The sequence below is a fragment of the Chryseobacterium sp. II3a genome, from assembly GCF_057815135.1.
Map to the genome: position 1 here is coordinate 442,423 of NZ_JBYPZJ010000001.1, position 23,494 is coordinate 465,916.

General features: G+C 35.2%; 17 protein-coding genes and 3 tRNA genes. 7 read left to right on the plus strand and 13 right to left on the minus strand.

Annotation, left to right across the window (positions count from 1 at the left end; translation table 11 throughout):
- Together AC3HD6_RS01990 and AC3HD6_RS01995 are read left to right on the plus strand one after the other, a co-directional pair.
- Entirely contained in the window at nt 1–1,809 is a 1,809-nt protein-coding gene (locus AC3HD6_RS01990; RefSeq protein WP_488894835.1) for a hypothetical protein, read from the plus strand.
- A gap of 2 nt (nt 1,810–1,811) precedes the next feature.
- Nucleotides 1,812–3,377, plus strand: a complete 1,566-nt coding sequence (locus AC3HD6_RS01995) for a hypothetical protein (RefSeq protein WP_488894836.1) — start codon at nt 1,812–1,814, stop codon at nt 3,375–3,377.
- A gap of 135 nt (nt 3,378–3,512) precedes the next feature.
- On the opposite strand, the gene AC3HD6_RS02000 is transcribed toward AC3HD6_RS01995, so the two are convergent.
- The 3 genes from AC3HD6_RS02000 to AC3HD6_RS02010 form a co-directional block, all read right to left on the minus strand.
- Nucleotides 3,513–3,585, minus strand: a tRNA-Phe gene (locus AC3HD6_RS02000).
- A 217-nt stretch (nt 3,586–3,802) separates the two neighbouring features.
- A complete protein-coding gene (locus AC3HD6_RS02005; protein ID WP_488894837.1) occupies nt 3,803–4,273 on the minus strand; it encodes a hypothetical protein in 471 nt (156 codons plus the stop codon).
- A 253-nt stretch (nt 4,274–4,526) separates the two neighbouring features.
- Nucleotides 4,527–4,599 (minus strand) — tRNA-Phe (locus tag AC3HD6_RS02010).
- A 221-nt stretch (nt 4,600–4,820) separates the two neighbouring features.
- Between AC3HD6_RS02010 and AC3HD6_RS02015 the strand changes: the two genes are divergently transcribed.
- On the plus strand, nt 4,821–5,252 hold the full coding sequence (locus tag AC3HD6_RS02015) for a hypothetical protein (RefSeq protein ID WP_488894838.1): 432 nt from the start codon (nt 4,821–4,823) through the stop codon (nt 5,250–5,252).
- Nucleotides 5,253–5,583: 331 nt separating this feature from the next.
- On the opposite strand, the gene AC3HD6_RS02020 is transcribed toward AC3HD6_RS02015, so the two are convergent.
- From AC3HD6_RS02020 to AC3HD6_RS02030, 3 genes are all read right to left on the minus strand, one after another.
- A tRNA-Phe gene (locus AC3HD6_RS02020) sits at nt 5,584–5,656 on the minus strand.
- Between the two features lie 109 nt (nt 5,657–5,765).
- Nucleotides 5,766–7,607 (minus strand): bifunctional lysophospholipid acyltransferase family protein/GNAT family N-acetyltransferase, encoded by a 1,842-nt coding sequence (locus tag AC3HD6_RS02025; protein WP_488894839.1) that lies wholly within the window; start codon nt 7,605–7,607, stop codon nt 5,766–5,768.
- 22 nt (nt 7,608–7,629) lie between these two features.
- Nucleotides 7,630–8,868, minus strand: coding sequence for an aspartate kinase (locus AC3HD6_RS02030; protein ID WP_488894840.1), 1,239 nt, complete (start codon nt 8,866–8,868; stop codon nt 7,630–7,632).
- 591 nt (nt 8,869–9,459) lie between these two features.
- Between AC3HD6_RS02030 and fbp the strand changes: the two genes are divergently transcribed.
- Nucleotides 9,460–10,476, plus strand: a complete 1,017-nt coding sequence (gene fbp / locus AC3HD6_RS02035; RefSeq protein ID WP_068944199.1) for a class 1 fructose-bisphosphatase — start codon at nt 9,460–9,462, stop codon at nt 10,474–10,476.
- Nucleotides 10,476–11,480 carry an o-succinylbenzoate synthase gene (locus tag AC3HD6_RS02040; protein WP_488894841.1) on the plus strand — a complete coding sequence of 335 codons (1,005 nt, stop codon included), beginning with the start codon at nt 10,476–10,478 and terminating at the stop codon, nt 11,478–11,480. Before fbp ends, AC3HD6_RS02040 begins: the two co-directional genes overlap by 1 nt.
- Before the next feature lie 8 nt (nt 11,481–11,488).
- Here the strand turns inward: AC3HD6_RS02040 and AC3HD6_RS02045 are convergent, their stop codons facing one another.
- The 4 genes from AC3HD6_RS02045 to AC3HD6_RS02060 all read right to left on the minus strand — a co-directional run bounded on the left by AC3HD6_RS02045 (nt 11,489) and on the right by AC3HD6_RS02060 (nt 13,892).
- On the minus strand, nt 11,489–11,641 hold the full coding sequence (locus tag AC3HD6_RS02045; RefSeq protein ID WP_488894842.1) for a bacteriocin-like protein: 153 nt from the start codon (nt 11,639–11,641) through the stop codon (nt 11,489–11,491).
- Nucleotides 11,642–11,688: 47 nt separating this feature from the next.
- Nucleotides 11,689–11,859: a bacteriocin-like protein gene (locus AC3HD6_RS02050; protein ID WP_488894843.1), complete on the minus strand. Its 171-nt coding sequence runs from the start codon at nt 11,857–11,859 to the stop codon at nt 11,689–11,691.
- 264 nt (nt 11,860–12,123) lie between these two features.
- Complete coding sequence (locus AC3HD6_RS02055; RefSeq protein WP_488894844.1) at nt 12,124–12,291, minus strand: bacteriocin-like protein; 168 nt, start codon at nt 12,289–12,291, stop codon at nt 12,124–12,126.
- Between the two features lie 470 nt (nt 12,292–12,761).
- Nucleotides 12,762–13,892 carry an alpha/beta hydrolase gene (locus tag AC3HD6_RS02060; RefSeq protein WP_488894845.1) on the minus strand — a complete coding sequence of 377 codons (1,131 nt, stop codon included), beginning with the start codon at nt 13,890–13,892 and terminating at the stop codon, nt 12,762–12,764.
- 154 nt (nt 13,893–14,046) lie between these two features.
- On the opposite strand from AC3HD6_RS02060, the gene AC3HD6_RS02065 reads away from it, so the two are divergent.
- Nucleotides 14,047–15,720, plus strand: a complete 1,674-nt coding sequence (locus AC3HD6_RS02065) for a glutamine--tRNA ligase/YqeY domain fusion protein (RefSeq protein WP_488894846.1) — start codon at nt 14,047–14,049, stop codon at nt 15,718–15,720.
- A 157-nt stretch (nt 15,721–15,877) separates the two neighbouring features.
- Here the strand turns inward: AC3HD6_RS02065 and AC3HD6_RS02070 are convergent, their stop codons facing one another.
- Together AC3HD6_RS02070 and AC3HD6_RS02075 are read right to left on the minus strand one after the other, a co-directional pair.
- Nucleotides 15,878–17,818, minus strand: coding sequence for an oleate hydratase (locus AC3HD6_RS02070; RefSeq protein ID WP_488894847.1), 1,941 nt, complete (start codon nt 17,816–17,818; stop codon nt 15,878–15,880).
- An 89-nt stretch (nt 17,819–17,907) separates the two neighbouring features.
- Entirely contained in the window at nt 17,908–18,786 is an 879-nt protein-coding gene (locus tag AC3HD6_RS02075) for an AraC family transcriptional regulator (RefSeq protein ID WP_488894848.1), read from the minus strand.
- 305 nt (nt 18,787–19,091) lie between these two features.
- On the opposite strand from AC3HD6_RS02075, the gene AC3HD6_RS02080 reads away from it, so the two are divergent.
- Entirely contained in the window at nt 19,092–20,273 is a 1,182-nt protein-coding gene (locus tag AC3HD6_RS02080) for an MFS transporter (protein WP_488895339.1), read from the plus strand.
- A gap of 82 nt (nt 20,274–20,355) precedes the next feature.
- Here the strand turns inward: AC3HD6_RS02080 and AC3HD6_RS02085 are convergent, their stop codons facing one another.
- The gene (locus AC3HD6_RS02085; RefSeq protein ID WP_488894849.1) at nt 20,356–23,148 is read right to left on the minus strand and encodes a reprolysin-like metallopeptidase; all 2,793 of its coding nucleotides are present in this window, start codon (nt 23,146–23,148) and stop codon (nt 20,356–20,358) included.
- Nucleotides 23,149–23,494 lie beyond the last annotated feature (346 nt).

A 23,494-nucleotide genomic window follows, 5' to 3' on the forward strand; every position in this document is an offset into this window, starting at 1 on the left:
ATGGCAAAAAAAAATAGACAAGAATTAAAAGAATATTTCAAAGCAGCAAAAAGGCCCACTGAAAATCAGTTTGGAGATTTAATAGACAGCTATGTTCACTTAGATGAATCCTCAGAATATTCAACTACAATAGAATTTCCTGCCAATTTTCAGACGGGAGATTATGTGGAATTTTTAAACTTCACACCTTGCAGTGCAAATGCAGGAGGATTCTATGAGATATCTCTGGCATATACAAGAGGAAATATAGCCTGTGGAGCAACTCATATTGCAGCTGTTTCACATTCAAATCCAGATATCTGGAGAGAATGTGGAACAACTAATAAGAATAATTATATTGATAGTGAGCCCAATTATAATTTTACAGTTGATGTAAACGGTGGAACCAACAGATTCCGTATCAGAGCTGTTCACAGCTATGGAGAGCCTGATCAGGTATTAAAAGTCTTTATTAAAGTGAGATCCATTAATAAAAATATTGAATGGGTTCCTGTCGATATCAGAGGAAATAGCCCTGCTTCTGTTCCTTTTCAGCCGATGACCAATGAGTGGAGCCTTTTGGTGGGAAACTTAATGTCAAATGAAAGTGCAAAAGTAGCATTAAAAGTAAATAAAGACGGAAATGTAGGTATCGGAACTGCTGCCCCTGAGACAAAGTTGAATGTAGTACATGAAAACTCTCATAATCAAAATGCAACAGTTGCAAAATTTACCACTAACGGGGCAACAGGTGGAAGTAATATATTGAGCCTTTCTTACCATAATAAAGCTAATTTGGAATTGAATTCCGGGTTTTCAGGCTTAGGGAGAAGGTATGGAGATTACTTTGACTTTAATATAGAAAATGATAATTCTTATGATCCTCATTATGGATCTATCAATTTCGTGACCAGTCAAAATATTAAAATGACTGTAAAACCCAATGGAAATGTAGGAGTAGGAACTGAAGTTCCGAAAGGAAAACTGGATGTCAGAGGAACTGTTTATGCAGGAAACGGTGATGGTACACAAGGAAATAATGCAATGGCGATCCGGTATGAAGATGGATCGGTTAATAACTGGGGATCCCTAAGAAGCAGTGCAGAAACTTATATGAGTTTTGGAGTTAAGGCTGATCCCAATTCTGGTTTAAAATGGTTATCAACCAGTGGTGCTTTTCCTCGCTATAATACAGCGGTGATTACAGGAAGTGAAGGAATTAAATTTTTAAGTTCGAGTCATCAGCAGACTGGTTTAGATCTTCCGGTCAATATGAATGAACTGATGAGGATTAACCCAAATGGAAACGTAGGAATTGGTACGGATAATCCACAGCAAAAACTGGATGTACAGGGAGCAATCATGTCCCAGATCAGTAGTAATGAAGGAGGAGCAATCTATTTAGATAATAAGATTAAAACAACCCCAGGTACTGCGAACAGATGGGCCATTTATAATATGACAGGGCAATATGGTAATAGTTTACAATTCTGGAATTACTTTCCAGATGGTGGAGGTGGTGCCAGACTTGTATTGTCTGATGCAGGGAATATGGCATTACATGGTAAACTGGAAGCAAAAGACGTAGTGATTACAGCTACTCCTACAGCAGATCATGTTTTTGCAGCTGATTATAAATTACGAGAAATGGGTGAACTTGAAAAATTTATTTCCGAAAAAAGCCATCTTCCGGAAATCCCTTCAGCAAAGGAAATGACAGATAGTGGATTGTCTATAGGAGATTTTCAAATCAAATTACTTCAAAAAATTGAAGAATTAACATTGTATATCATTGCTCTTAAAAAAGAGATTGATGCAAAACCAAACTAATTATGGCAAAAAAAACAATTACAGAATTAAAAAATTATTTTAAAGCAGGAAAAAGACCTACAGAAAATCAGTTTGGAGATCTTTTGGATAGTTACTTACACCTGGATGACCCTACATCATTTCCCGGTAATTTCAAATATAAATACCTATCAGTTAGATTTCCAAATCTGGAAAGCAATTTAGCTGTAGATATTTTGTTGGGAAATGCAATACAAGGAAATATAGAAATACAAGTTGTAGGAGCATGGAATAATGAAAATACGGTAGGTGTTATCAAAAAACAAATTATCATCGGAGCTAATGCTAATGGTGGTATTTGGTATCAGCCTTTATCGAGAATCATAGAAGCATCGGGGCCTATTACAGATCATATTTATCTTGGAGATATCCTATGGGATAGCAATATAGGACAGTATAAATTAACACTCTATCATACACGCCAATCCGGCAATACGTATGCTATCAGACTAACGCAGCATTCTAATTCAACTGCTGTAATTGATAAAGCAGTATTATCCGACATTTATACCAATATGCTTACCGGGCAGAATAAACATTATGTTAATTATAATGATAATGTAGGAATAGGAACCAAGAAGCCGCTAGCCCCATTAGATATTCAGGGACGAATTTTATTGAATGCCGGGTCTAGTGTTGTAAACGGTGTGGGAATTGTGGGATACACTACCCAATGGTCCAGAGGATATAACTTCGTTTCACCGGATAATACACAACATTTAGGAGGTTTCGGAGCCTTAGGTACTAATAACCAGGTTGATCATTATTTTGTGGGAAAATATGGTGGAAGTATTGCTAAATTTTTCGTGGGAGATGATCGCGTTTTTCTTAAGGGAAATGTGGGGATAGGAACCGAAGCCCCAGCAGCAAAATTAGATGTGGTAGGAGAAATATTATCCGGAAGCAAATCTGCAACAGAAGGAGTGAATGCTTTAGCTATACGATATGAAAATGGTTCATTCAATAACTGGGGATCATTAAGAAGCGGTGCAGAAACATATATGAGTTATGGAGCCAAGGCATCGCCTTCCACAGCGTATGGATGGGTATCAAGCAATGCTTCGTTTTCCAATTATAAAACAGCTATTACTGTAGGAAATGAAGGAGTGAAATTTTTGGGAAGTGCCAATGCACAAACAAGTATCAATTCACCAGTTGCTATGAATGAATTGATGAGAATTACTCCAAACGGTAATGTTGGGATTGGAACAAAGAATCCGGATCAGAAGCTTACTGTAAAAGGAAAAATCCATGCTGAAGATGTTGTTGTGGACATGAATGTTCCTGCAGATTATGTCTTTCAGAAATATTTTGACGGACAATCCTCCATCAGACCGGATTATCAAATGCCAACACTCCATGAATTGGAATCTTTTGTCAAAGAAAATAAGCACCTTCCGGAGATTCCTTCTGGAGAGATCATTGCAAAAGATGGTGTTAACCTGGGAGACTTTCAAATGAAATTACTTCAGAAGATTGAAGAACTAACACTCTATGCCATTTCTCAGAATAAAGAAATAGAAGATCTGAAGGCTTTTGTTAAAAGATAGTACAACTCAGTATAATGATTTAATTAGTTTCAAAAATAGTAACTCCCTCAAATTAATTTGAGGGAGTTTATTATGTATCAAAAAATATTGATCATATATAACAAAAAAACCTCTGACTGATCAGAGGCTTTAAAGTGGTTTCTCCAGGAATCGAACCAGGGACACATGGATTTTCAATCCATTGCTCTACCAACTGAGCTAAGAAACCATATATTTAGTATTGACTTACTTCGTTGTTTTAAAGTGATGCAAAAGTATAATATTTTGTAATACTGTGCAAGTTTTAATCAGTGTTTTTTTGAAAAAATATATTGATAAGTCCTTTGTTGTGGGACAATAGTTTGCCTCTCAGTGATTTGGCCAAGATGAGGAACTTGTGTGTTTTTTGAATTTTTAAGGCTTATGTTATTGATGATCGTTTTATATTAGTTATTTGAGGAAACATCCTTTCTGTAAAAAGTAATATTGTATGATTTTTCAGAACTTCCGGGAAATTGTACTTCACAAAACTTGGTGAAATATTCTTTTGATTGATAAGAAGAACAGGAATCTCTTTCACTTGAAGTAGAATCTATCAGATTAAACCCTGTTTTATTGATTTCATTCTGTATATTTTCAAAATTATTTTTGTCTTCAGGAACATAAGATATAACAACATTTTGATTATCTAATACCCGCATGACGATCATTGTTCTGCTTAGTTTTTCTTTTTCGTAGTAAACTTGTTTTGTACCATCTCCGGTTGCTTTTTCTTGTCTGAAAACGTAGCCTTTGTGTTGGATGTATTCAATATTTTTATCAACTTTATTATGGGCTAAAAAAGTAAGATCCTTATAATTTAATTGTGCTAAACAAAACAATGGAGATAATAACAACAGAAGAATTAAATTTTTCATATAATTTAGGATTAAAAGATTCAGTGGGCTTTTATATTTCCCAAATGTAAAAAAGTTTTTAAATAAAGAGTTAGCAAAAGACATAATTAGTCAAAGATAGGAAAGCAAAGAATCATGCAGCGCATTTTTCAACGTAAAAGGATCATTTTCTGATTAAGGTACATCAAATTGATGGAAGCAATACTGTAAGGGATGTATGTAGATAATAATTGCTATAAAATAAAAGCCTCTGATTATTCAGAGGCTTTTCAAGTGGTTTCTCCAGGAATCGAACCAGGGACACATGGATTTTCAATCCATTGCTCTACCAACTGAGCTAAGAAACCATTACTTCGTTGTTTTTAAAGTGGTGCAAAAATAATGTATTTTTTTTATTCTGGCAATGTTTTTTATGTTTTTTTTATTTTCAGAGCTGGTGTTTTTATTTTATTGAATTGGATATCAGCATAGTTCGGACAAGAGTAGTGCCGTCTTTTTGTATGTCTTTGATGAAACAGCCGGCAGATTAAATAAATACCTTTATATTTAGTGATATTTATAAAACTTAATGGGAAGTACAATTAATCGGATTTTGATTATTTTAGGTAGTGGGGTAATAGTGTATTTGGGAATGAGTTTTTTGGTGTCTTCCTGGATAAGTTATTTCTCTTCGGCTAAAAGGATTAATAGTTTACCGAAGGAAAAGATTCTATTTGCTGCATTAAAAAAAGAATATCATTTAACCCAAATAGAAAGATCTCCCGATACAGAACAGAAACTTTTACATCCTAAAGATACATTGGTTTATACTCTTTACCTTTCTACAATAGTTTGTGATCAGAAAAAAGAAAATATAGAACGCATTTCCAGAGAAGTGGCTTATAAGATTAATAGCCTCAATTTAGATGGGCATTTCAACAAATATGAATTGTTTTTTTATTGTAAGGAGCTTCCTCCAGGACTTCTAAGGTATGAATTTTTAAGAAAAAATCTTAAGTAGTTCAGCATAAGGAATTACAGGAAGTGTTTTTAAAGATTTTGATGTGCTGACTACCTGAAATAACTTCTTTAAGCGGGAAATTTATTTTTCATTATTAAAATGTTGTTTTATATGTTTATTTGGCCTTTTTTGATTAAGTCATAAGTTTAGCCATTAAAAATGAAAACCGAGCTTATTGCAAAGATTTGATACGTTTACCACAAATGAGTTTAATAGAGAAGTAGCTTTCAGCCTGTATATAAAAACTGGTGACGAATATTGTTTGATAATAGGCAAATTTGTGGCTAGATGAGAAAACAAAAAAACCTCTGACTAATCAGAGGTTTTCAAGTGGTTTCTCCAGGAATCGAACCAGGGACACATGGATTTTCAATCCATTGCTCTACCAACTGAGCTAAGAAACCATTATATTTTTGTTTGACTTACTTCGTTGTTTTAAAGTGATGCAAAAGTAGTAAGTTTTCATATACAAAGCAAGTATTCATCGTGCTTTTTTTACCTTAACTGGAAAAACTACTGATTATCAGTTGGATTATTTTCCTGCTCCTTTCTAATTTGTTCACTCATTTCTTCTAGTACAGGTTTTATCGTACTTTCAGGAAGGTCACTAATCCTAATATACATCAATCCGTCAATAGCATCGTTGAAGTTCGGGTCAACATTAAATGCAATGACTTTAGCATTTTGTTTGATGTATTTTTTGATCAGAACAGGTAATCTTAATTCAGGTTCTAGGTCATCAATAATCTTATCCAATTTGTTAAGATCCGATTCCATTTCGTCAAAGAAAAGACTCTTATCTCTGTCTCTAAGTTTTACCTTATATTCATTTCTCGGAGTGATATATTGAGCCACTGCGGAATCAAAATAATTAGAACGCATAAACTCAATCATCAGCGACTTGGAGAATTCAGAAAACTTATTCGAAATACTTACACCTCCCATCAGGAATTTATGATCAGGATTTCTAAGGCATACATGTACAATTCCTCTCCATAAAAGGAAAAGTGGTAGTGGCTTCTGCTGATATTCCTGGCAGATATAAGCACGGCCCATTTCAATGACCTTTTTAAAGAAAGGGTGAATGTCCTGCTCAAACTCAAATAAAGAGCTTGTGTAGAAACCTTTGATACCATATTTCTTCATTACCTCTCTACCCAAAGCCATTCTGTAAGCCCCAGCCAGCTTTTTTTCACCATTATCCCAAAGGAAAAGGTGATGATAATGCTTGTCATATTCATCCAGGTCAAACGGAAGATTACTTCCTTCTCCTACTGCACGGAAGGTCAGTTCTCGCTGACGTCCAATTTCCCTCATAATTGAAGGGATTTCTTCATAAGTAGTGAAATAAATCTCGTAGTTCCCGTTACTGAAAAGCATTTTTTCTGTTCCCCTTAATTTATCCACATCTTTAATGATGTCCTCTATAGGGGTTTCATCAATAATGTTCTGAACAATGTTTTCCTCTTTCAATAAAGGGAATTTTACAGAAAGATTCTGAAGGTTAATGCTCTGAGCTAAAGATTTTCTTTTTTCGTAGTAAGATTTCATCATATAAACCTTACGTTTTAGAAATTCTCCCAGTTCTTCGATGGTTTCCATTTCATCCATCGCTTTTACAGAGATTGGCTTTCCAATTCTGATTCTGATTGGTTTCTCCCTGTCATTCATCATTTCCGCAGGAAGCATAAGCGTCTGTAAACTTGGGTGAAGTTTAGCTACCTGATAAAACAGTCGGCTGTTCTTTGCATGGAAATACATAGGAACAACAGGCACTTTAGCCATTCTAATAAGCTTAAGTGCTGTTTTTTCCCATTCTTTATCTAAAATTTCTCCGTAAGGATTGTTCTTGTTTGAAACTTCTCCTGCCGGAAAAATACCTACGCAGCCTCCATCCTGTAAATGCTTGAGTGTTTCACGCATTCCTGAAGAACTGCTGTAAGCTTCTTTTCTGTTTTCAAAAGGGTTCACCGCGATTACATAAGGTTCCATAGGTTTGATCTTTTCCAAAAGGAAATTTCCCATTACCTTAAAATCCGGACGAACCTCCGATAAGATCTTGCACATCAGAATTCCGTCAATAGCTCCCAGCGGGTGATTGGAAACCAGTACAAATGGTCCGGTTTTCGGAATCTTTGCCAGATCCTCTTCAAAAGCTACATAGCTTAGGTTTCTTTCTCTTACAAATGAGTCGAAAAAGTCTTTGCCTTCCTTATCTTTTAATTTATCGTATAATTTATTTACTTCATTTATTTTAGCAATGCTCATCACAGCAGATGCTACTGGATTCTTTAGGAACCCAATTTTACTTAAGCCGGAAGCTTTGATCAGATCGTTTTTCGAAATTAAACTCATGTGTGTTTAGTCGCAATTAATATTATTGTGTTACCATTTGAAGAGTATTCTTGGAAATTTGTTCCAATAATACATTTTTTTCATGGTAAAATTTATCAATGTGATCCATCTTCGCATTTCTTACTGTGAATAAAGATACATTTTTAATTGCTTCGGTTTTAAAAATTTTTTGAAGCTCTTCGTTAAGCTCTTCAAGATGATTAAATTTATCCTCCAGACATAATGCCAGTGAAATGGCAGAATTCTGCATCAGGGAAACCTTTATTTTATATTTAGATAAGTGTCCAAATATCAAGCTCATATGATCTTCTGCAATGAAAGAGAAGTCTCTGGTTGAGATTTTTAAAAGGTCCTGATTTTCTTTCAGAATATAAGATTCCTCCTGCTGGTTTTTATCTGAAGTTCCTATTTTAGTCCCTTCTTTAGTAGGGTCTACAAAGGATTTTACATAAAAAGGAATGTTTTTTTGTTGTAAAGGCTGCAGCGTTTTCGGGTGAATTACGCTTGCTCCATAATAAGCCATTTCAATAGCCTCTTCATAAGAGATATTAGAAAGAAGAGATACATCACTGAATTTTCTTGGATCTCCGGTCATTACTCCCGGTACATCTTTCCAGATCGTCATGGCATCAGCATTTAAACAGTAAGCAAAAATAGCTCCTGAGTAGTCAGAACCTTCTCTCCCTAGCGTTACTGTAAAATTATTTTCGTCTGAACCAATGAAACCTTGCGTTACATAGCAAAGTTCAGGATTTAAATTGGAAATAAACTCTTCAGTTTTTGTCCAGTCTACAACCCCTTCTCTGTAAGAGTTATCTGTTTTTACATAATCTCTTGCATCCAGCCATTGATTAATAAATTGGATCTCATTCAGATACTCACTTACGATTTTGGTAGAAATCATTTCCCCGCAGCTTACTACTTGATCATAGACAAAATTGTAGTTAGGAGATTTATTTCTTCTTAAGAAAGAATCAATATCGTCAAAAAAGAGATTGATTTCAGCAAAAACCGCATGATTTTCTGGAAAAAGACCCTCCGCAATCTCAATGTGTTTTCGTTTTATCTTTTCAATCTCAGTTTGATAGTTATCCTTCTTGAAATAAAGTTCTACAACTTTTTCCAACTCATTGGTCGTTTTGCCCATTGCTGAAATTACCAGCAAACATTTGGCAAATCCTTGGCTTTGAAGAACCATGGACACATTTTTTACACTGTCGGCGTCTTTCACAGACGCGCCACCAAACTTGAAAATTTTCATTAAATTGTTAAAAATAAAATTGTTAGATAAAAATTACATGAGTTTTTTACGGACGACAAAATTATAAATTTACAGCGAGATATGAAATAGGCAGGCAATGTGATAGAATTAAGATTTCATTAAAATTACCATGACTGCATTATTTAATAGAGATTGAACACAGAAATAGAGAGCATTAAGAGGGAATAAGAATCTTATTTATTCCATACTTTTATTTGATATTTCTTTATCGGCAGCAAACATGAAATTTGTATTTATTATATAATGTATTCAGTAGAAATGGACTTTAGCCCATTTAATAAAAAACAAAAATTCAATGGGCTTTAGCCGAAACCTGAGAACAAAATCAGTACAATATAATCAGGTACATTTTTTCAATGTTTCATTTCAACCTTTACAGGATAATAAGCAAACTGAATTTTTCATTAGTTTGGGATTAAGAAATGGAGAGGTAATCATAAGTTAATCTTTGATATTATGTTTTGTTGTGAGTATATTGTGTTGATATACAGTTATTAAGTTCTTTTGTAATTAAATTTTCTTAATGCAATAAATTTTCCGAAATTTGGGGGAAAAGTAAAAAGAAAAAATATGTCAAATCAGCCATTACAGACTTTAGGAGAATTTCTTATCGATAAACAGGACGATTTTCAATATTCAACAGGTGAATTTTCTCGTCTTCTAAGTGCAATAAGATTGGCTTCGAAAGTGGTTAACAGAGAAGTAAATAAAGCCGGAATTGTAGATATTACAGGAGCTGCAGGAAACCAGAATATTCAAGGAGAAGAACAGCAGAAATTAGATGTAATTGCTAATGAAATTTTTATTACGGCTTTGTCTCAAAGAGAGGTTGTTTGTGGTATTGCTTCTGAGGAAAATGATGATTTCATTGATATTAAATGTGGTGAAAATGGTCATTTAAGTAAATATGTAGTGTTAATTGATCCTTTGGATGGATCTTCAAACATTGATGTGAACGTTTCTGTAGGAACGATCTTCTCTATTTACAGAAGAGTTACAGAACCTGGAACTCCAGTACAGCTGGAAGACTTCTTACAAAAAGGAGTGAACCAGATTGCTGCCGGATATGTAATCTATGGGTCTTCTACCATGATTGTTTATACAACAGGAAATGGTGTGAACGGATTTACATTGGACCCTTCTTTGGGAACTTATTACCTTTCACATCCTAATATGACTTTCCCAAAAACGGGGAAGATCTATTCTATTAATGAAGGAAATTACATCAAATTCCCTCAGGGAGTAAAAAATTATCTTAAATATTGCCAGATGGAAGAAGGAGATCGTCCTTATACTTCCAGATATATTGGTTCTCTGGTAGCAGATTTCCATAGAAATATGCTAAAAGGTGGGATTTATATCTATCCGTCTTATTCTCAGGCACCTAATGGTAAATTAAGATTATTATACGAATGTAATCCAATGGCTTTCCTTGCAGAACAGGCAGGTGGGAAAGCTACGGATGGTTTCAGAAGAATTTTGGAAGTTGAGCCAACAGAACTTCACCAAAGAATTCCATTTTTCTGCGGAAGCATCGATATGGTGGAGAAAGCAGAAGAATTTATGCGTATTGACAGTGTAAAATAATGAAAGCATCCTATTTTAAATATTTATTAGAATTCAAACGCCCGAGTGGAACATCTCGCGGCGTTTTGCTTGATAAGGAGACCTTTATCCTTGAAGTCTCTGAAAATGGAAAGAAAGGAGTGGGTGAGTGTGCTATCTTCAGAGGACTGAGCTTTGATGACAGACCGGATTATGAAGAGAAATTAAAATGGCTTTGTGAAAACATCGATCAAGATCCTGATATTCTGAAACAGGAATTAAATGATTTTCCATCCCTATGGTTTGGATACGAACAAGCTGTTCAGAACCTAAAGTTTGGAATGAATCTTTATTTTCCAAGTGAATTTACTGAAGGAAAATCGGCCATTACTATCAATGGACTGATCTGGATGGGAGATGTAGGATATATGGAGGAACAGATCCAGGATAAACTGGAAAAAGGGTTTCATTGTATCAAATTAAAAATTGGTGTGGATTGGAAATCTGAACATAGTATTCTTCAGGCATTAAGAGAAAAATTTTCAAAAGAGAAACTGGAACTTCGTGTAGATGCGAATGGAGGATTCAGTAAAAAGGAAGCAGTAACCGTTCTGCAACAATTGGCTGATTTACATATTCATTCCATTGAACAACCTATTAAAGCAGGAAACTGGAATGATATGGCAGAATTGTGTGCTCAGACTCCTACACCTATTGCTTTGGATGAAGAATTGATCGGAATTACAGACCTTGTAGAGAAGAAAAGACTTTTAGAAACAATAAAACCACAGTATATCATTTTGAAGCCAGCATTAGTAGGTGGTTTTGCAGGATCTGATGAATGGGTTTCGCTGGCTGAAGAGCAAAATATTGGCTGGTGGATTACTTCTGCATTAGAAAGTAATATTGGTCTGAATGCTATTGCACAATATACCTTCACGAAAAAAAGTCCAATGCCGCAAGGTTTAGGCACCGGAGCTTTATTTACAAATAATTTTGAATCCAGTTTAGATCTTAGAAATGAGCTGTTATGGTTCAAAAAATAGGAAATGAATTAACAAGTTGGGTTATCCAAGTGTTCCCAATCCCATTGTTTGCAACATCGGGCTCTGGAGTCCCAAATGTTACATCCTATGGGAACTACAGGAATATTTCCGCCATTAATAGTTTTTAACTCTCCTTTGTTTAATTTTCTTAGATTTTTCATAATTGCTATTTAGTTTGGATTGATGTTATTATCGAGTGATGAAAAAATTAGCCACAAAATGGAGGGGGTGCATCCGGGCATGTAGGACTGTTACAATATTCAGTTTGCCATTCTCTACAGCATCTTTTTCCACCGTCCCATATGTTACAGCCAATAGGAATATCTCCTCCTTTAACCCTCTTTAATTGTGTTCTTTGAAGTTTTTTTAGATTTTTCATAGTCGATATTTTTAATGAATGATAATTAGATCTGATTTGAAAATAAAATTATTAGGAATATAAAGATATTCGCATATTCTGAATCCCAACATGTACAGTGTTTTGTGAAATTATTCCATGTTATTGCTAATAAAGAATCATTAATAAAAAAGTCCAATACCACAAAGTTTAAGGTATTGGAGCTTTATGGGGATAATTTTTGAATCTGGTTTTGTCTCATAAATGAGTTGTTTTTTGATTCAAAATATAAAGGTGAAATAGTGACTAGCAATATGGAGGTGGTGAATCCGGGCATGTAGTACCACCACAGTAACCTGGAGCCCATGCTCTGCAGCATCCTTCTAGTGGATTCCAGCTATTACATCCAAGTGGAGGTCTTCCGCCAGTAATTTGTTTTAATTCTCCTTTGTTTAATTTTCTTAGATTTTTCATTGTTAATATTTTAGTTTGTTTGCTTAGTAAATATCCAAAATCATTTTAAATTATACAATATAAGGTGAATTAATTTATTGATTTTTAACAGAATGATAGAGTTTTTATATCAATATGTCAAATATGAGAGTTGAAATAGATCAACCATTATTCATAAAAATAGTCACGAAGAAAAATTCCTGCAAAATGTTGTGTAGGAATAATAAGAGTGTTCGGAGATTCTTAAAGGATATAGTAATTGTTGGCTCGGATAGTCTATTGCTTTTTTAGGTTGTTGTAATTAAATCACATCTTTTACGAAAATGGCTTTCTTTATATAAGTTAAAATATAAGAAAACCTTTTTTTAATCTTTTTCATGATAAAAAAATTGTAATTCTCTGTTATTTGAATTGGCAATCATTATGCCATCTTTCAAGTTTGAATCAACTTTAACATTGGTTTGATTTTATAATATTTTTTTAATTAATCATTAAGAAATAATTGTGAAAATATTTTCGTTATTCTTGGTTCTATTGCTGATAAGATTTCTGTCTATTCCATATAAATTTTGAAAAATATCATTCTGGACCTGTGAACTGGAAAGGTATCCCCAATGATTTCCAACTTCATATTTAAAGCCACTCAATACATCATCTTTCACAAAAGTACAGTCGATGATAGAAACAATATCTTTATAGGGTGTAATATCACTCGGTCCGCTTTTACCGAGTCTTGGAGTAAGGATGTTTTTGGTAAACTGTGAGGCTCCCAAAATCAGATCCTGTCTGTTCAGATAAATAGAAATCCGGTTGGCAAGCAATGGTAGTTTATTAAAAGAGTCTTCAGAATCCTCAAATACTTTATAAGAAACATCGGCATTCAACAGCAGGACCTGATCAATAACTCTAAGAATATTTTCCCTTTTAAGACTGTATAGCATACTTTGAAGGACTCTGTTTCCCAGGGAATGAGTCATAATGTGAATTCTTTGGTTACAAGGAATCAGATCACGGTTTGAAAAAATATCCTTTAAAAATTGAGTATAAAAATAGAACAGTCTCAGCAATGATGTTCCGGAGTTGATGCTGGAGGCCTTGTCATCAAAATAGCTCAATGGAATCATACTGCCGGAAGCCGGCCAGCTTACAAACAAAATATGCTCAACAGGAGAGGCTGGATTGTCTATGAATAATCTTTTAAGATCAATCATTGCCTTTAATTCATCATCAAAATCATACAGATAGCCGTGGATAAATATCAGAACATCACTTCTGTCTTTGGTGGCAGACATATTTTTGTACAGTTCGTAGAATAGCTTTTGAGTTCCGCCAAGATTATTGGCTGTAAGTGGAGATTCTTTGATACCTTTTTCTTTCAATAAAACTTCCAGAACGTCTTCATAACCTTGCTTTTCAGGCTCGGAGAAGAGTTTGTAATTCAGGATATTTCTATTGGTGTAATCTTTTTTCTTTTTGGCCGCAGCGGTAGGTTCCTTATAATTATCAAAATCACATTTTGCGATCCTGAAATTAGGAATTGAATATTCGTCATTGGAAAAAGAATCTACTTTTTCGCCTTTGTGACGAACGATTTTCCGATTGCTTAAGATATAAACAGCCATAAGCGATAATTTGGTACGATGGTTTTAGCTTTTCCTAAATTAATGAAAAATACTGAATTACAATGCATATGACTGAAAAATTATCATTTTCAAAAACGCTTATTTTTCCGTAACTTTGTACCACTTTTTTTGCTATAAAACAAAAGCTAATTTAATGGAAGAAGAAAAAAAATCACTCAATTTTATTGAGCAAATTATTGAAGATGATCTGGCGAACGGTTTGAATAAAGATCAAATCCGTTTCCGTTTTCCGCCTGAACCAAACGGTTACCTGCATGTAGGGCACACAAAAGCCATCTGCATCAACTTCGGTTTGGGTGAAAAATACAACGCTCCCGTAAACCTTCGTTTCGACGATACGAACCCTGAGAAAGAAGAACAGGAATTCGTAGATTCTATCATGAAAGATGTTGAATGGTTAGGTTTCAAATGGGACAAAGTTTTGTATGCATCCGATTACTTCCAGCAGCTTTACGATTGGGCAGTACAACTAATTAAAGAAGGAAAAGCTTATGTAGATGAGCAGCCATCTGAGGTAATTACTGAGCAAAGAAAAAATCCTGCAGAACCAGGAATTGAATCTCCATACAGAAACCGTCCTGTTGAAGAGTCTTTGGATTTATTCGAAAGAATGAAAAACGGAGAATTTGAAAGCGGTTCAATGTCTCTTCGTGCAAAAATAGATATGGTTTCACCTAATATGAATATGCGTGACCCTGTGATGTACAGAATTTTGAATAAACCTCACCACAGAACAGGTACGGCTTGGAAAATTTATCCAATGTACGACTGGGCGCATGGTGAATCTGATTATATTGAGCAAATTTCGCATTCGCTTTGTTCTTTGGAGTTCGAAAACCATAGACCATTGTACAACTGGTACTTAGATCAGGTTTATGAAGAAGGAAAGGTTAAAAACAAGCAGAGAGAATTTGCAAGGATGAATGTTTCCTATATGATTACTTCCAAAAGAAAGTTACAGAGATTGGTCGCTGAAGGAGTCGTAACAGGATGGGATGATCCAAGAATGCCTACCATTTCCGGGATGAGAAGAAAAGGTTTCACAGCCACTGCTATTAGAAACTTTATTGATAAAGTAGGAGTAGCAAAAAGAGAAAACCTTATCGAGATCCAGTTGCTTGATTTCTGTGTACGTGAAGACCTGAATAAGGTAGCTAAACGCGTGATGACAGTAGTAGATCCTGTAAAATTGGTGATCGAAAACTATCCGGAAGATAAAGAGGAATGGGTGGAAACTGAAAATAACCCTGAACAGGAAAATGCAGGTACCAGAGAAATTCCTTTCTCAAGAGAATTGTATATTGAACGTGAGGACTTTAAAGAAGAAGCTAACAATAAATTCTTCAGACTGAAATTAGGCGGAGAAGTTCGTCTAAAATCAGCATACATCATCAAAGCTGAAAGAGTAGAGAAGGATGAAAATGGAGAAATCACAACCATCTATGCTACTTATGATGAGAAAAGTAAGTCCGGAAGCGGAACAGAAGAAAGTTTAAGAAAAGTAAAAGGAACACTTCACTGGGTATCTGCTAAACATGCAATTCCTGTAGAAGTAAGAATTTATAATCAATTGTTTACAGTAGAACAACCTGATGCTGAAAAAGATGTAGACTTCTTAAACTTCATCAACCCTGAATCTGTAACTACAGTTCAAGGTTTTGCTGAACCAAGTTTAAAAGATGTTGCAGTTGGAGAACCGCTTCAGTTCCAAAGAATCGGATACTTTACAAAAGATCAGGATTCTACGGATTCTGCCTTGGTATTCAACCGTACAGTAACACTAAAAGATTCTTATAAGCCCGAATAATTTTCAGGAATCATTATATAATAAAAACAGGACTTAAAAATAAGTCCTGTTTTTTTATTTGCATAAATCCTATGTGACTATGTGGTTCAAAATAATTTAATTTTTATTTTACCACATACATAGAATATGACTTCACAATATTAATTGTGAAAATGTTTTAGCCTTTCACACCTTTGATCCAGTCCTGGAATTTACCAACCTGCTCCATAAAGAAAGATTCATGTTCTTCTTTTTCTTCAGGACGGTCAACCAAGATATGTTCGAAGTAAGTGTTTTTCAGAATCTTTCTTAAAATTCCCTCTCCCAGGAACGGCTTATAGTCGTTTAATGCCTGAGTGGCTTTTAATAAATGTCTGATGTCATACTGCAACGGGTTAATATCCGGAACCTGTTTGTTGAGGTTAAGAAGATTGTATACTGCTATTCTGGCTGTTCTTACAGAACTTTCCATCGTGAATACCACATCATTATTGGTTTCTACAAACTGTCCTACCAATCCTAAATTGGTACAGCCTTCAGGAACTACTCTTGGGCGGTCACCCTGTGCTCTAGGCATAAACATAGAAGTAATATAAGGCATAAATGCAGTACGAACGATGGTATTTTCAATCACATTATCAAGCTGATCAGTCATTCCAAGATGATGACATAATTCGGCAAGAATCTCGTTTCCGGTGCATTCCGGCATTGTTTTTTTAACATGATTTCCTTCTTTATCCATCAGTAAGGCATATACCCATACTACAAGAATATCATCCGGCTGGGTAGGGTAATGCGGCTGTCTGTTGCAGGTAAAACTCATGACCCAATTAGAATCAGTAATTGTGATAATACCTCCTGTAGCTGTTTTTCCTGAGTAAGGGTCATTCACACATAATTCTTTTAATTTCTCAGTAAATGCAGATGGACGACAGGTTAACGTTGCAGACTCCCAGGAAGATTTTTCAATATGGCTGCAGAACTTTTCAGGTTTCCCGAAGACTTCAGATTTAGCAGCAAGATTTTTCCATAATTTCCATCCGGCGCTTTGTCCTGCACTGCTGTTGTCTATGGTCACTTCAGGAACAGTCGTATTATCTCCGTAAAAAGTACTTTCTGTCATAGATCCTGTGGTAACAATCACATAATCATCTTTACCAATAGGTATTATGACTTCTTCTCCGTTTTGTTCGGTAATGATCCCCTCTACGGTTTTTCCTTCAGTATTAATATGAACATCAAGATCTTTTACCAAAGTATCAAACTGAATCTGTACTCCTTTTTCTACAAGGAAATTTTTTAAAGGAGTAACAAAAGTATCATACTGGTTATATTTAGGGAATACAAGACATGAGAAGTCTTTCATACCGTCAATAGCATGAAGGAATCTATGCATGTATAACTTCAATTCCAGTAAGCTGTGCCAGTTTTCAAAGGCAAACATAGAGCGCCAGAAAAACCAGAAGTTACTGTTCAGGAAAGATTCGGAGAAATAATCTTCAATGCTGAGGTCATCAAGTTCCTCTTTTTTCTTTAATAAAAGTTTGACAATAGCCAGCTGATCTTTTTTCTCTAATCCGAATTTGCTGAAATCCTGAATTTGTCCCTGATTATGAATTAATCTTGCCTTTGAATAGTTGGGATCATTATCATTAATCAGACGATATTCATCCAGTACACTGTAAGGGGCTGGCAATTCCAGAGCAGGAATATCCTGGAACATATCCCATAGATTTTCATAGGTCATATCCATTTCACGGCCACCACGGATAATGTATCCATCTTTTGGATTCCCGGCTCCATCCAGTGAGCCACCTTCTATAGCAAGTTGATCTAGGAAAATAATGTTTTTACCAGGAACATGGCCGTCACGGATAAAATAGTAGGCAGCAGACATCCCTGCAATGCCGCTTCCGACAATATAGATTTTACTGTTTTCGTAGGATTGTAAAGGGATTCCCTTATTTCTTTGATAGTTTCCGATCTGGTCTGAAAAAGGCATTGTCTTTTCAGGAGTGTTAATCTGAACTTCTTTGCTTGAATCTGGTTCGTGGTTTACTTTCCCAAACTGGTCAGAGGTATTTAAAACTTTGTCGAATTTTGAATTGATCGTACTCATTTTATATTGTTTTTAATGAACATTATAAAGGTACCTCTATTCAAAAAGCAATGTATATCCCTAATGTCAGAATTAGTGTCCCGAAATTCCTATGATTGTATATTTTCTGAGATTCTGTACTCAGAAGGTGAAACGGAAGTATGTTTTTTGAAAAAACGTCCAAAAGCTGAAGCAGAGTTAAATTGAAGTTGAAAAGCAATTTCTGAGATCGTCAGATCCGGATTTCCCAACATGACATAAGCTTCTTTTAGCAGTGCTTCATCAATGACCTCATGAGGCGTTTTTCCGCTGGATTTTTTAATGATCTCAATAAGGTATTTGTTGGATACACAAAGCTGATCGGCATAGAACTGAACAGTTCGGTACTGTCTGATATTTTCACGGATCAATTGACTGAATTTAAGGTAGAGGTCCTTTTTTCCTTCTTCCTTATCAGGGGCTGAATTATGTTTAGATTCCATGATTTCTGCTGTTTCCAGCAGGAGATTAAAAATAATCGTCCTAACAATTTCTTCAGTAAATTTTCCCTGTCTTCTGGATTTCTTTTTGAGGTAGTTCAAAAGATTTTGAAGTATCAATGAGTTTTTGGGAGTTGTTTTTACAATGCTGTAGGAACCTTTTGAGAATAGATTCATTTTCTCTATGATAAAAGGATTTGATATATTTTTGATCAGAAAATTTTTGTCGAAGAATAATAGTTTCATCATAAAATCCTGGCTGGTCTCCATGAATTTCACAATAGTAGATGGGGCAGCAACCAGAATACTGTGAACGTCTGCTTTATACTGACGATGGTCTATTTCAACACTTACTTCTCCTGCAGTACAAATACAGAGTGCATAGTAATCCATTCTGAAAGGGACCTTAGGAAATTCAAAAATGGGTTTTCCGGAGGAGATATAGTAGGATTGGCGGCAGTCAATACTGTAAAAAGACAGAGTATCATGTAAGTTTTCGTAGGTTATCATTCTTACGTATTGATTGATTTTTTATAAGTATTTTTTCTGTATTTAAGGTTATGTAGCCTATTATTACTGCAATTTACGAATTTTATAAATGGTTTTCAATCTTGTATATCAAAAATATTCGCTTTTATTAAGGTACAGTTCATAGTTTATTTTTATGCATGTTATTTATAAAAAAGGCTTAAAATAAAGGTGTTTGAGGTTGTTTTTGCCTAACTTTGCATTTTCAAATTTTTCCCCAAAATAGTATTGTGAAACTAATCAACATTTACACGAGTTCTTTCAAAGGACTCTCGCAGGAGAGTTGGATGCTGGCGTTGGTAATGCTCATCAACAGGGCTGGTTCTATGGTACTTCCTTTTTTGGGAGTTTATATGACAGATCATTTACACTTTAGCATTGAAAATTCAGGGATTGTCCTGAGCTTTTTTGGAATCGGTTCGGTCATTGGTTCATGGTTTGGTGGAATGATCACTGATAAGATTGGTGAATATAGGGTACAGAGTTTGAGCTTATTGCTCAGTGTGCCTTTGTTCTGCATGATTCCCTTATTTAAAACAGAAGTAGGTTTAGCTGCCATTATCCTTGCTCAGAGTATTGTAAGTGAGACCTTTCGTCCTGCCAACTCCGTGGCAATCACAAAATATGCGAAACCTGAAAATATAACCCGGGCTTTTTCACTAAATCGTATGGCGGTTAATTTAGGATTTTCTATAGGTCCCGCATTGGGAGGAATCCTGTCTGCCATTTCCTATGAATTCCTGTTTTACAGTAATGCTCTGGCTGCTTTATTAGCAGGATTGATGTATATCTGGTTCTTTAAAGGCCGTGCGAAATTAGCGAAGCAGGAAGCAAAAAAAGTAAAAGAAGCAATTGTTATCAAAAAAGAAAACTCGCCTTATAAAGATACTAAGTTTTTAATTTTCTGTTTTCTATGTATGTTGTTTTCGATTTGTTTCTTCCAATTATTCAGTACGTTGACAATTTTCTATAAGGATACGGCCCATTTGAGTCAACAGAATATAGGATATGTTTTAGGATATAGTGGTTTTCTGATCGTTCTTCTTGAAATGGGCTTTGTACAGCTTTCAGAGAAGTATTTTACATTAGCCTTTACAATGTTAATCGGAACATTTATATGCGGCTTTTCATATGCCATGTTAGCTTTTGATTACAGTATGATTACTTTATTAGTTTCCATGACATTTCTTTGTATTGGAGAAATCTGGACCCTTCCATTTATGTCTACTATTACAGCCCTTCGTTCAGGAGAGAATAACAAAGGGGCTTATATGGGACTGAATGGGATGTCGTTTTCCATTGCGTTTATTATTACCCCTTATATAGGAACATTGATTGCTGATAAGTTAGGTTTTAATATTTTATGGGTTGGAACAGGTATATTGGCGACAGGAATTGCGATTGCATTTTACTTTGTTATTCCGTGGATGATTAAAGATAAAAAGAAAATAGAAGAAGATTTGGTTTAAAGTCATAGCCATTTCTTATACAATACATAAAACCCAGCCGAAATAATTTCGGCTGGGTTTCTCTTGAAAATAAAAATGATGTTTATTTGATAATGACCTTTTTAGCCACTTTTTTACCACCTGCATTGAAGACCATAATGTAGTTTCCTTTGGCAAAGCTGGTCAGGTCTATTCGGGTATCATTGGTAATACTGCTCTGACTGTGTACCAATCTTCCTGCAATATCAAAGATGTGTACCTCTGATGCTATATTTTTCTTCATCAGGACATTGAATTTTCCATTGGATGGGTTAGGATAAATCTCGAATCCATCTTTCTCTATAGCTGCATCATTTACTGCAAGTGTAGAGATTGGTTGTCTGGTACAAAGTTCGATGGCTGCAGCCTTTACAGTTCCTGAAGAAGTGTTTGCTGTAACATTGTTCAGTACATCTGAAGTATGCAGTGCTTTGATAATCCAGTTTCCGTTTGGACTTTGGCCATAATATTTGCTCAGATCCAGTCTTATAGGCTCTATATGTGGATTGGTTCCAAGATTATTGCAATTGACCACCGGAGATTCTCCTTCCTGATCAAAAGTAGCTTTTAATATATTTGTTCCTGAACAGTTTCCTAGCCAGAATATCTGATTGCTTTGATCTCCGGGACCTTTAAGCAATAATGCTGATTCTTTAATATCGGTGTAGGTAAGGTCCATGATAATATTGATATCCTCAATCAATGTTGTATTGGAAACATTGATAGTAATGTTTGCCGGTGACCCAGGGCTGAAAGCAAAAGTACCATCAGCCGGATATTGGGTACAGTTCATCGTTATATTATACCCAATAGCGAATGCCGGGCTTGCAGCATAATAAATATTTCCTACAGATTCTACAATGATAAATGCCTTCTGTGAAGATGTGGAAGGAATGGTGATCATTTCCTCACCATCATTAGAGGTATTGGAAACAAGTGGTGTGAAAGTAGCTCCGCCATCTGTTGAGATCAAAATATTTACAGCCTGAGTATTAATCGGTGCGGCATTGGTTTCAGCAACATTCCATTTTAAAAGATGAGAGGATCCTGGTGAATAGTTTTGGTTTAGTGAGAGGGATGTAATTTTGAATGGGCCAGTGCTTGCATCTACATTTACGATGGCTTCATCTGTTGTTGTCTGTCCGCCACCAGTAGCATTATCTCTTACCAAACTTATGAATTTCATACTTCGGGCCACATCAGAGGTCATATTCCAAGTGCTGTATAAGCTGCCTTCAAGAACTTCGTTGAGAGGAGGTAAGTATCTTGTAGGGCTTGAAGTGGGAGAATATACTCTAAAATTTGGATTTACAGCAGAATTACGATCAGGATAGGTAAATTTCATTTTGGGAGCAATTTGATTTTGTACAACACCTGCCGGATTTAAAAGCAATTCAAGGAAATCTACTTCAAAATTTGGATTAGGTGCAGCAATATCTGACTCTTCCCAGGAGTAGGTTAGACTATTATTATCAGGATCAGTTCCAGTAGCCGTCAACTTAAATGCTGTTCCCTTGGGAATTGTATAATCAGATCCAGCATTTACTATTGGGGGATTATTGGCTAATTCTGTTATAGTAGCACAACTGGTTGTTTTGACATATTTGTTGATCTGGCTGATGCTATAATGCAGAAACTGGTCATTGAATTTATCCGCTACATCATACACGCCTGTTACCCCAGGATATCCCATAACAGTTACTCCGCTTCCCGTCTCCCTATTAGCACCTGTTTCAGGTAAAATTACCTGAGCGGATTGAGGTTGACCCAAAAACATTGGTATTATAGTTACATTTTCAGGTTTTGAAAAGGTATGGTTGGCACCAAACATATGTCCCATTTCATGAGCTGCTGCAATTGCATAGATGAATCCTTCGGGAGTAAATCCACCAATATATGCGAATCCACCATTACACACGGAACCTATTTCAGAAGCTTTTCCACCGCCTGTATTCTGGTTGGAAAATAACATTCCCAGATCATAATTACCGTTGCCGATAGTATTATTAAGGGTATTTTTAATTTCCTGATCTAATGTTTGTGAGCTTGCATATGTTGAATATGGATCTGTCGTTTTATCCAGGAAAATAAGTTGATCATTATTGGCCACCAGATTCATATGTATGGAAAGATCTCTCTCATAAACAGGATTAATATAACTCATTAAGTTATTGATAGCTGCTATTGAGTTAGCTAGAGTACCACCATGATATTCACTAAATTCCCCATCAGTAGATGCTGCCAGCCTATAGGTTCTGAATCTTTGGTCATTGGTATTATCAGTAGGAAATACTTTGGCGGCAGCGCCAGCATTTTTTTCCTGAATCTGACATTCGAAATTATTGATTTTTGAAAGCATTTCCGGAACTGCCGGACTTACCAAATATACGGAAGCATCTTTTGTTGCTGGTTCAATTACCGTTGGTTTTTGGCCCGGGCTGAATATGATGATATTCACTCCTTTTGGTGAAAGACCAAAGCTGATTGTTTTTCCAGAATTATTTACAGATGTTCCTCTGTAGGATTTAATATCTGGGAATTTTGCTGCCAATTCCGGAGCCATGTTTGAAGTTTCAAGGACACTGTATTTTTCAAACTTTCCATCTAATCCGGGAAAGTCTATGGTTACAGTAGATTGGGTTGCAGCCCCTGTTTTTGATACAGGTGCATTTTGTAATGCTGATTTCAGTTGATTGATATCCAAAATATAGGCATTGGAATAATCAATTCCGATGTTCCTTTTGGATTCAATTACATTCCTCTCATTGATTTTTGTTTTTTTCCAAAAGTTCTGTGAGTAAAGACTTTGGCAGCCTATGGCAACAATAGCCCCAAACAGGTAGATTTTTTTTTTCATGTTTTTATTTTTTTTGTTTTTTTTCTGCTATTAACTCGATAATAACTTCTTTAAAAATATGAATTTATATCATGCATTTGAGATATATTATTTTATGTTAAATTATTGATTTACATTTGTTTGCATTGGAGTTTTCGCTGGAAATTATATTGTGTTTAAAAAATAGAATGCTATTTTTTTATGGGTAATAAATTTTTTTGAATAAAATCATAATTATATGAAATTATAAAGCAGCTCATTTTTGAGCTGCTTTAAATTTATTTGTAAAGAGTTGTAAATAGGGAGGCTTATACCGTTAAAATATAAAGTGTACTCACACCAGTTTTAACAGAATAAAAGCTTATGC

Bases quoted from the DNA above. Each gene is read 5' to 3' on its own strand.
- AC3HD6_RS02045 (WP_488894842.1), bottom strand. From the start codon at position 11,641: ATGAAAAATCTAAGAAAATTAAACAAAGGAGAGTTAAAAACTATTAAT.
- AC3HD6_RS02070 (WP_488894847.1), bottom strand. From the start codon at position 17,818: ATGAGTACGATCAATTCAAAATTCGACAAAGTTTTAAATACCTCTGAC.
- AC3HD6_RS02075 (WP_488894848.1), bottom strand. From the start codon at position 18,786: ATGATAACCTACGAAAACTTACATGATACTCTGTCTTTTTACAGTATT.
- AC3HD6_RS02025 (WP_488894839.1), bottom strand. From the start codon at position 7,607: ATGAGTTTAATTTCGAAAAACGATCTGATCAAAGCTTCCGGCTTAAGT.
- AC3HD6_RS02055 (WP_488894844.1), bottom strand. From the start codon at position 12,291: ATGAAAAATCTAAGAAAATTAAACAAAGGAGAATTAAAACAAATTACT.
- AC3HD6_RS02015 (WP_488894838.1), top strand. From the start codon at position 4,821: ATGGGAAGTACAATTAATCGGATTTTGATTATTTTAGGTAGTGGGGTA.
- fbp (WP_068944199.1), top strand. From the start codon at position 9,460: ATGTCAAATCAGCCATTACAGACTTTAGGAGAATTTCTTATCGATAAA.
- AC3HD6_RS02060 (WP_488894845.1), bottom strand. From the start codon at position 13,892: ATGGCTGTTTATATCTTAAGCAATCGGAAAATCGTTCGTCACAAAGGC.
- AC3HD6_RS02040 (WP_488894841.1), top strand. From the start codon at position 10,476: ATGAAAGCATCCTATTTTAAATATTTATTAGAATTCAAACGCCCGAGT.
- AC3HD6_RS02080 (WP_488895339.1), top strand. From the start codon at position 19,092: ATGCTGGCGTTGGTAATGCTCATCAACAGGGCTGGTTCTATGGTACTT.
- AC3HD6_RS02050 (WP_488894843.1), bottom strand. From the start codon at position 11,859: ATGAAAAATCTAAAAAAACTTCAAAGAACACAATTAAAGAGGGTTAAA.
- AC3HD6_RS02085 (WP_488894849.1), bottom strand. From the start codon at position 23,148: ATGAAAAAAAAAATCTACCTGTTTGGGGCTATTGTTGCCATAGGCTGC.
- AC3HD6_RS02005 (WP_488894837.1), bottom strand. From the start codon at position 4,273: ATGAAAAATTTAATTCTTCTGTTGTTATTATCTCCATTGTTTTGTTTA.
- AC3HD6_RS01995 (WP_488894836.1), top strand. From the start codon at position 1,812: ATGGCAAAAAAAACAATTACAGAATTAAAAAATTATTTTAAAGCAGGA.
- AC3HD6_RS01990 (WP_488894835.1), top strand. From the start codon at position 1: ATGGCAAAAAAAAATAGACAAGAATTAAAAGAATATTTCAAAGCAGCA.
- AC3HD6_RS02030 (WP_488894840.1), bottom strand. From the start codon at position 8,868: ATGAAAATTTTCAAGTTTGGTGGCGCGTCTGTGAAAGACGCCGACAGT.
- AC3HD6_RS02065 (WP_488894846.1), top strand. From the start codon at position 14,047: ATGGAAGAAGAAAAAAAATCACTCAATTTTATTGAGCAAATTATTGAA.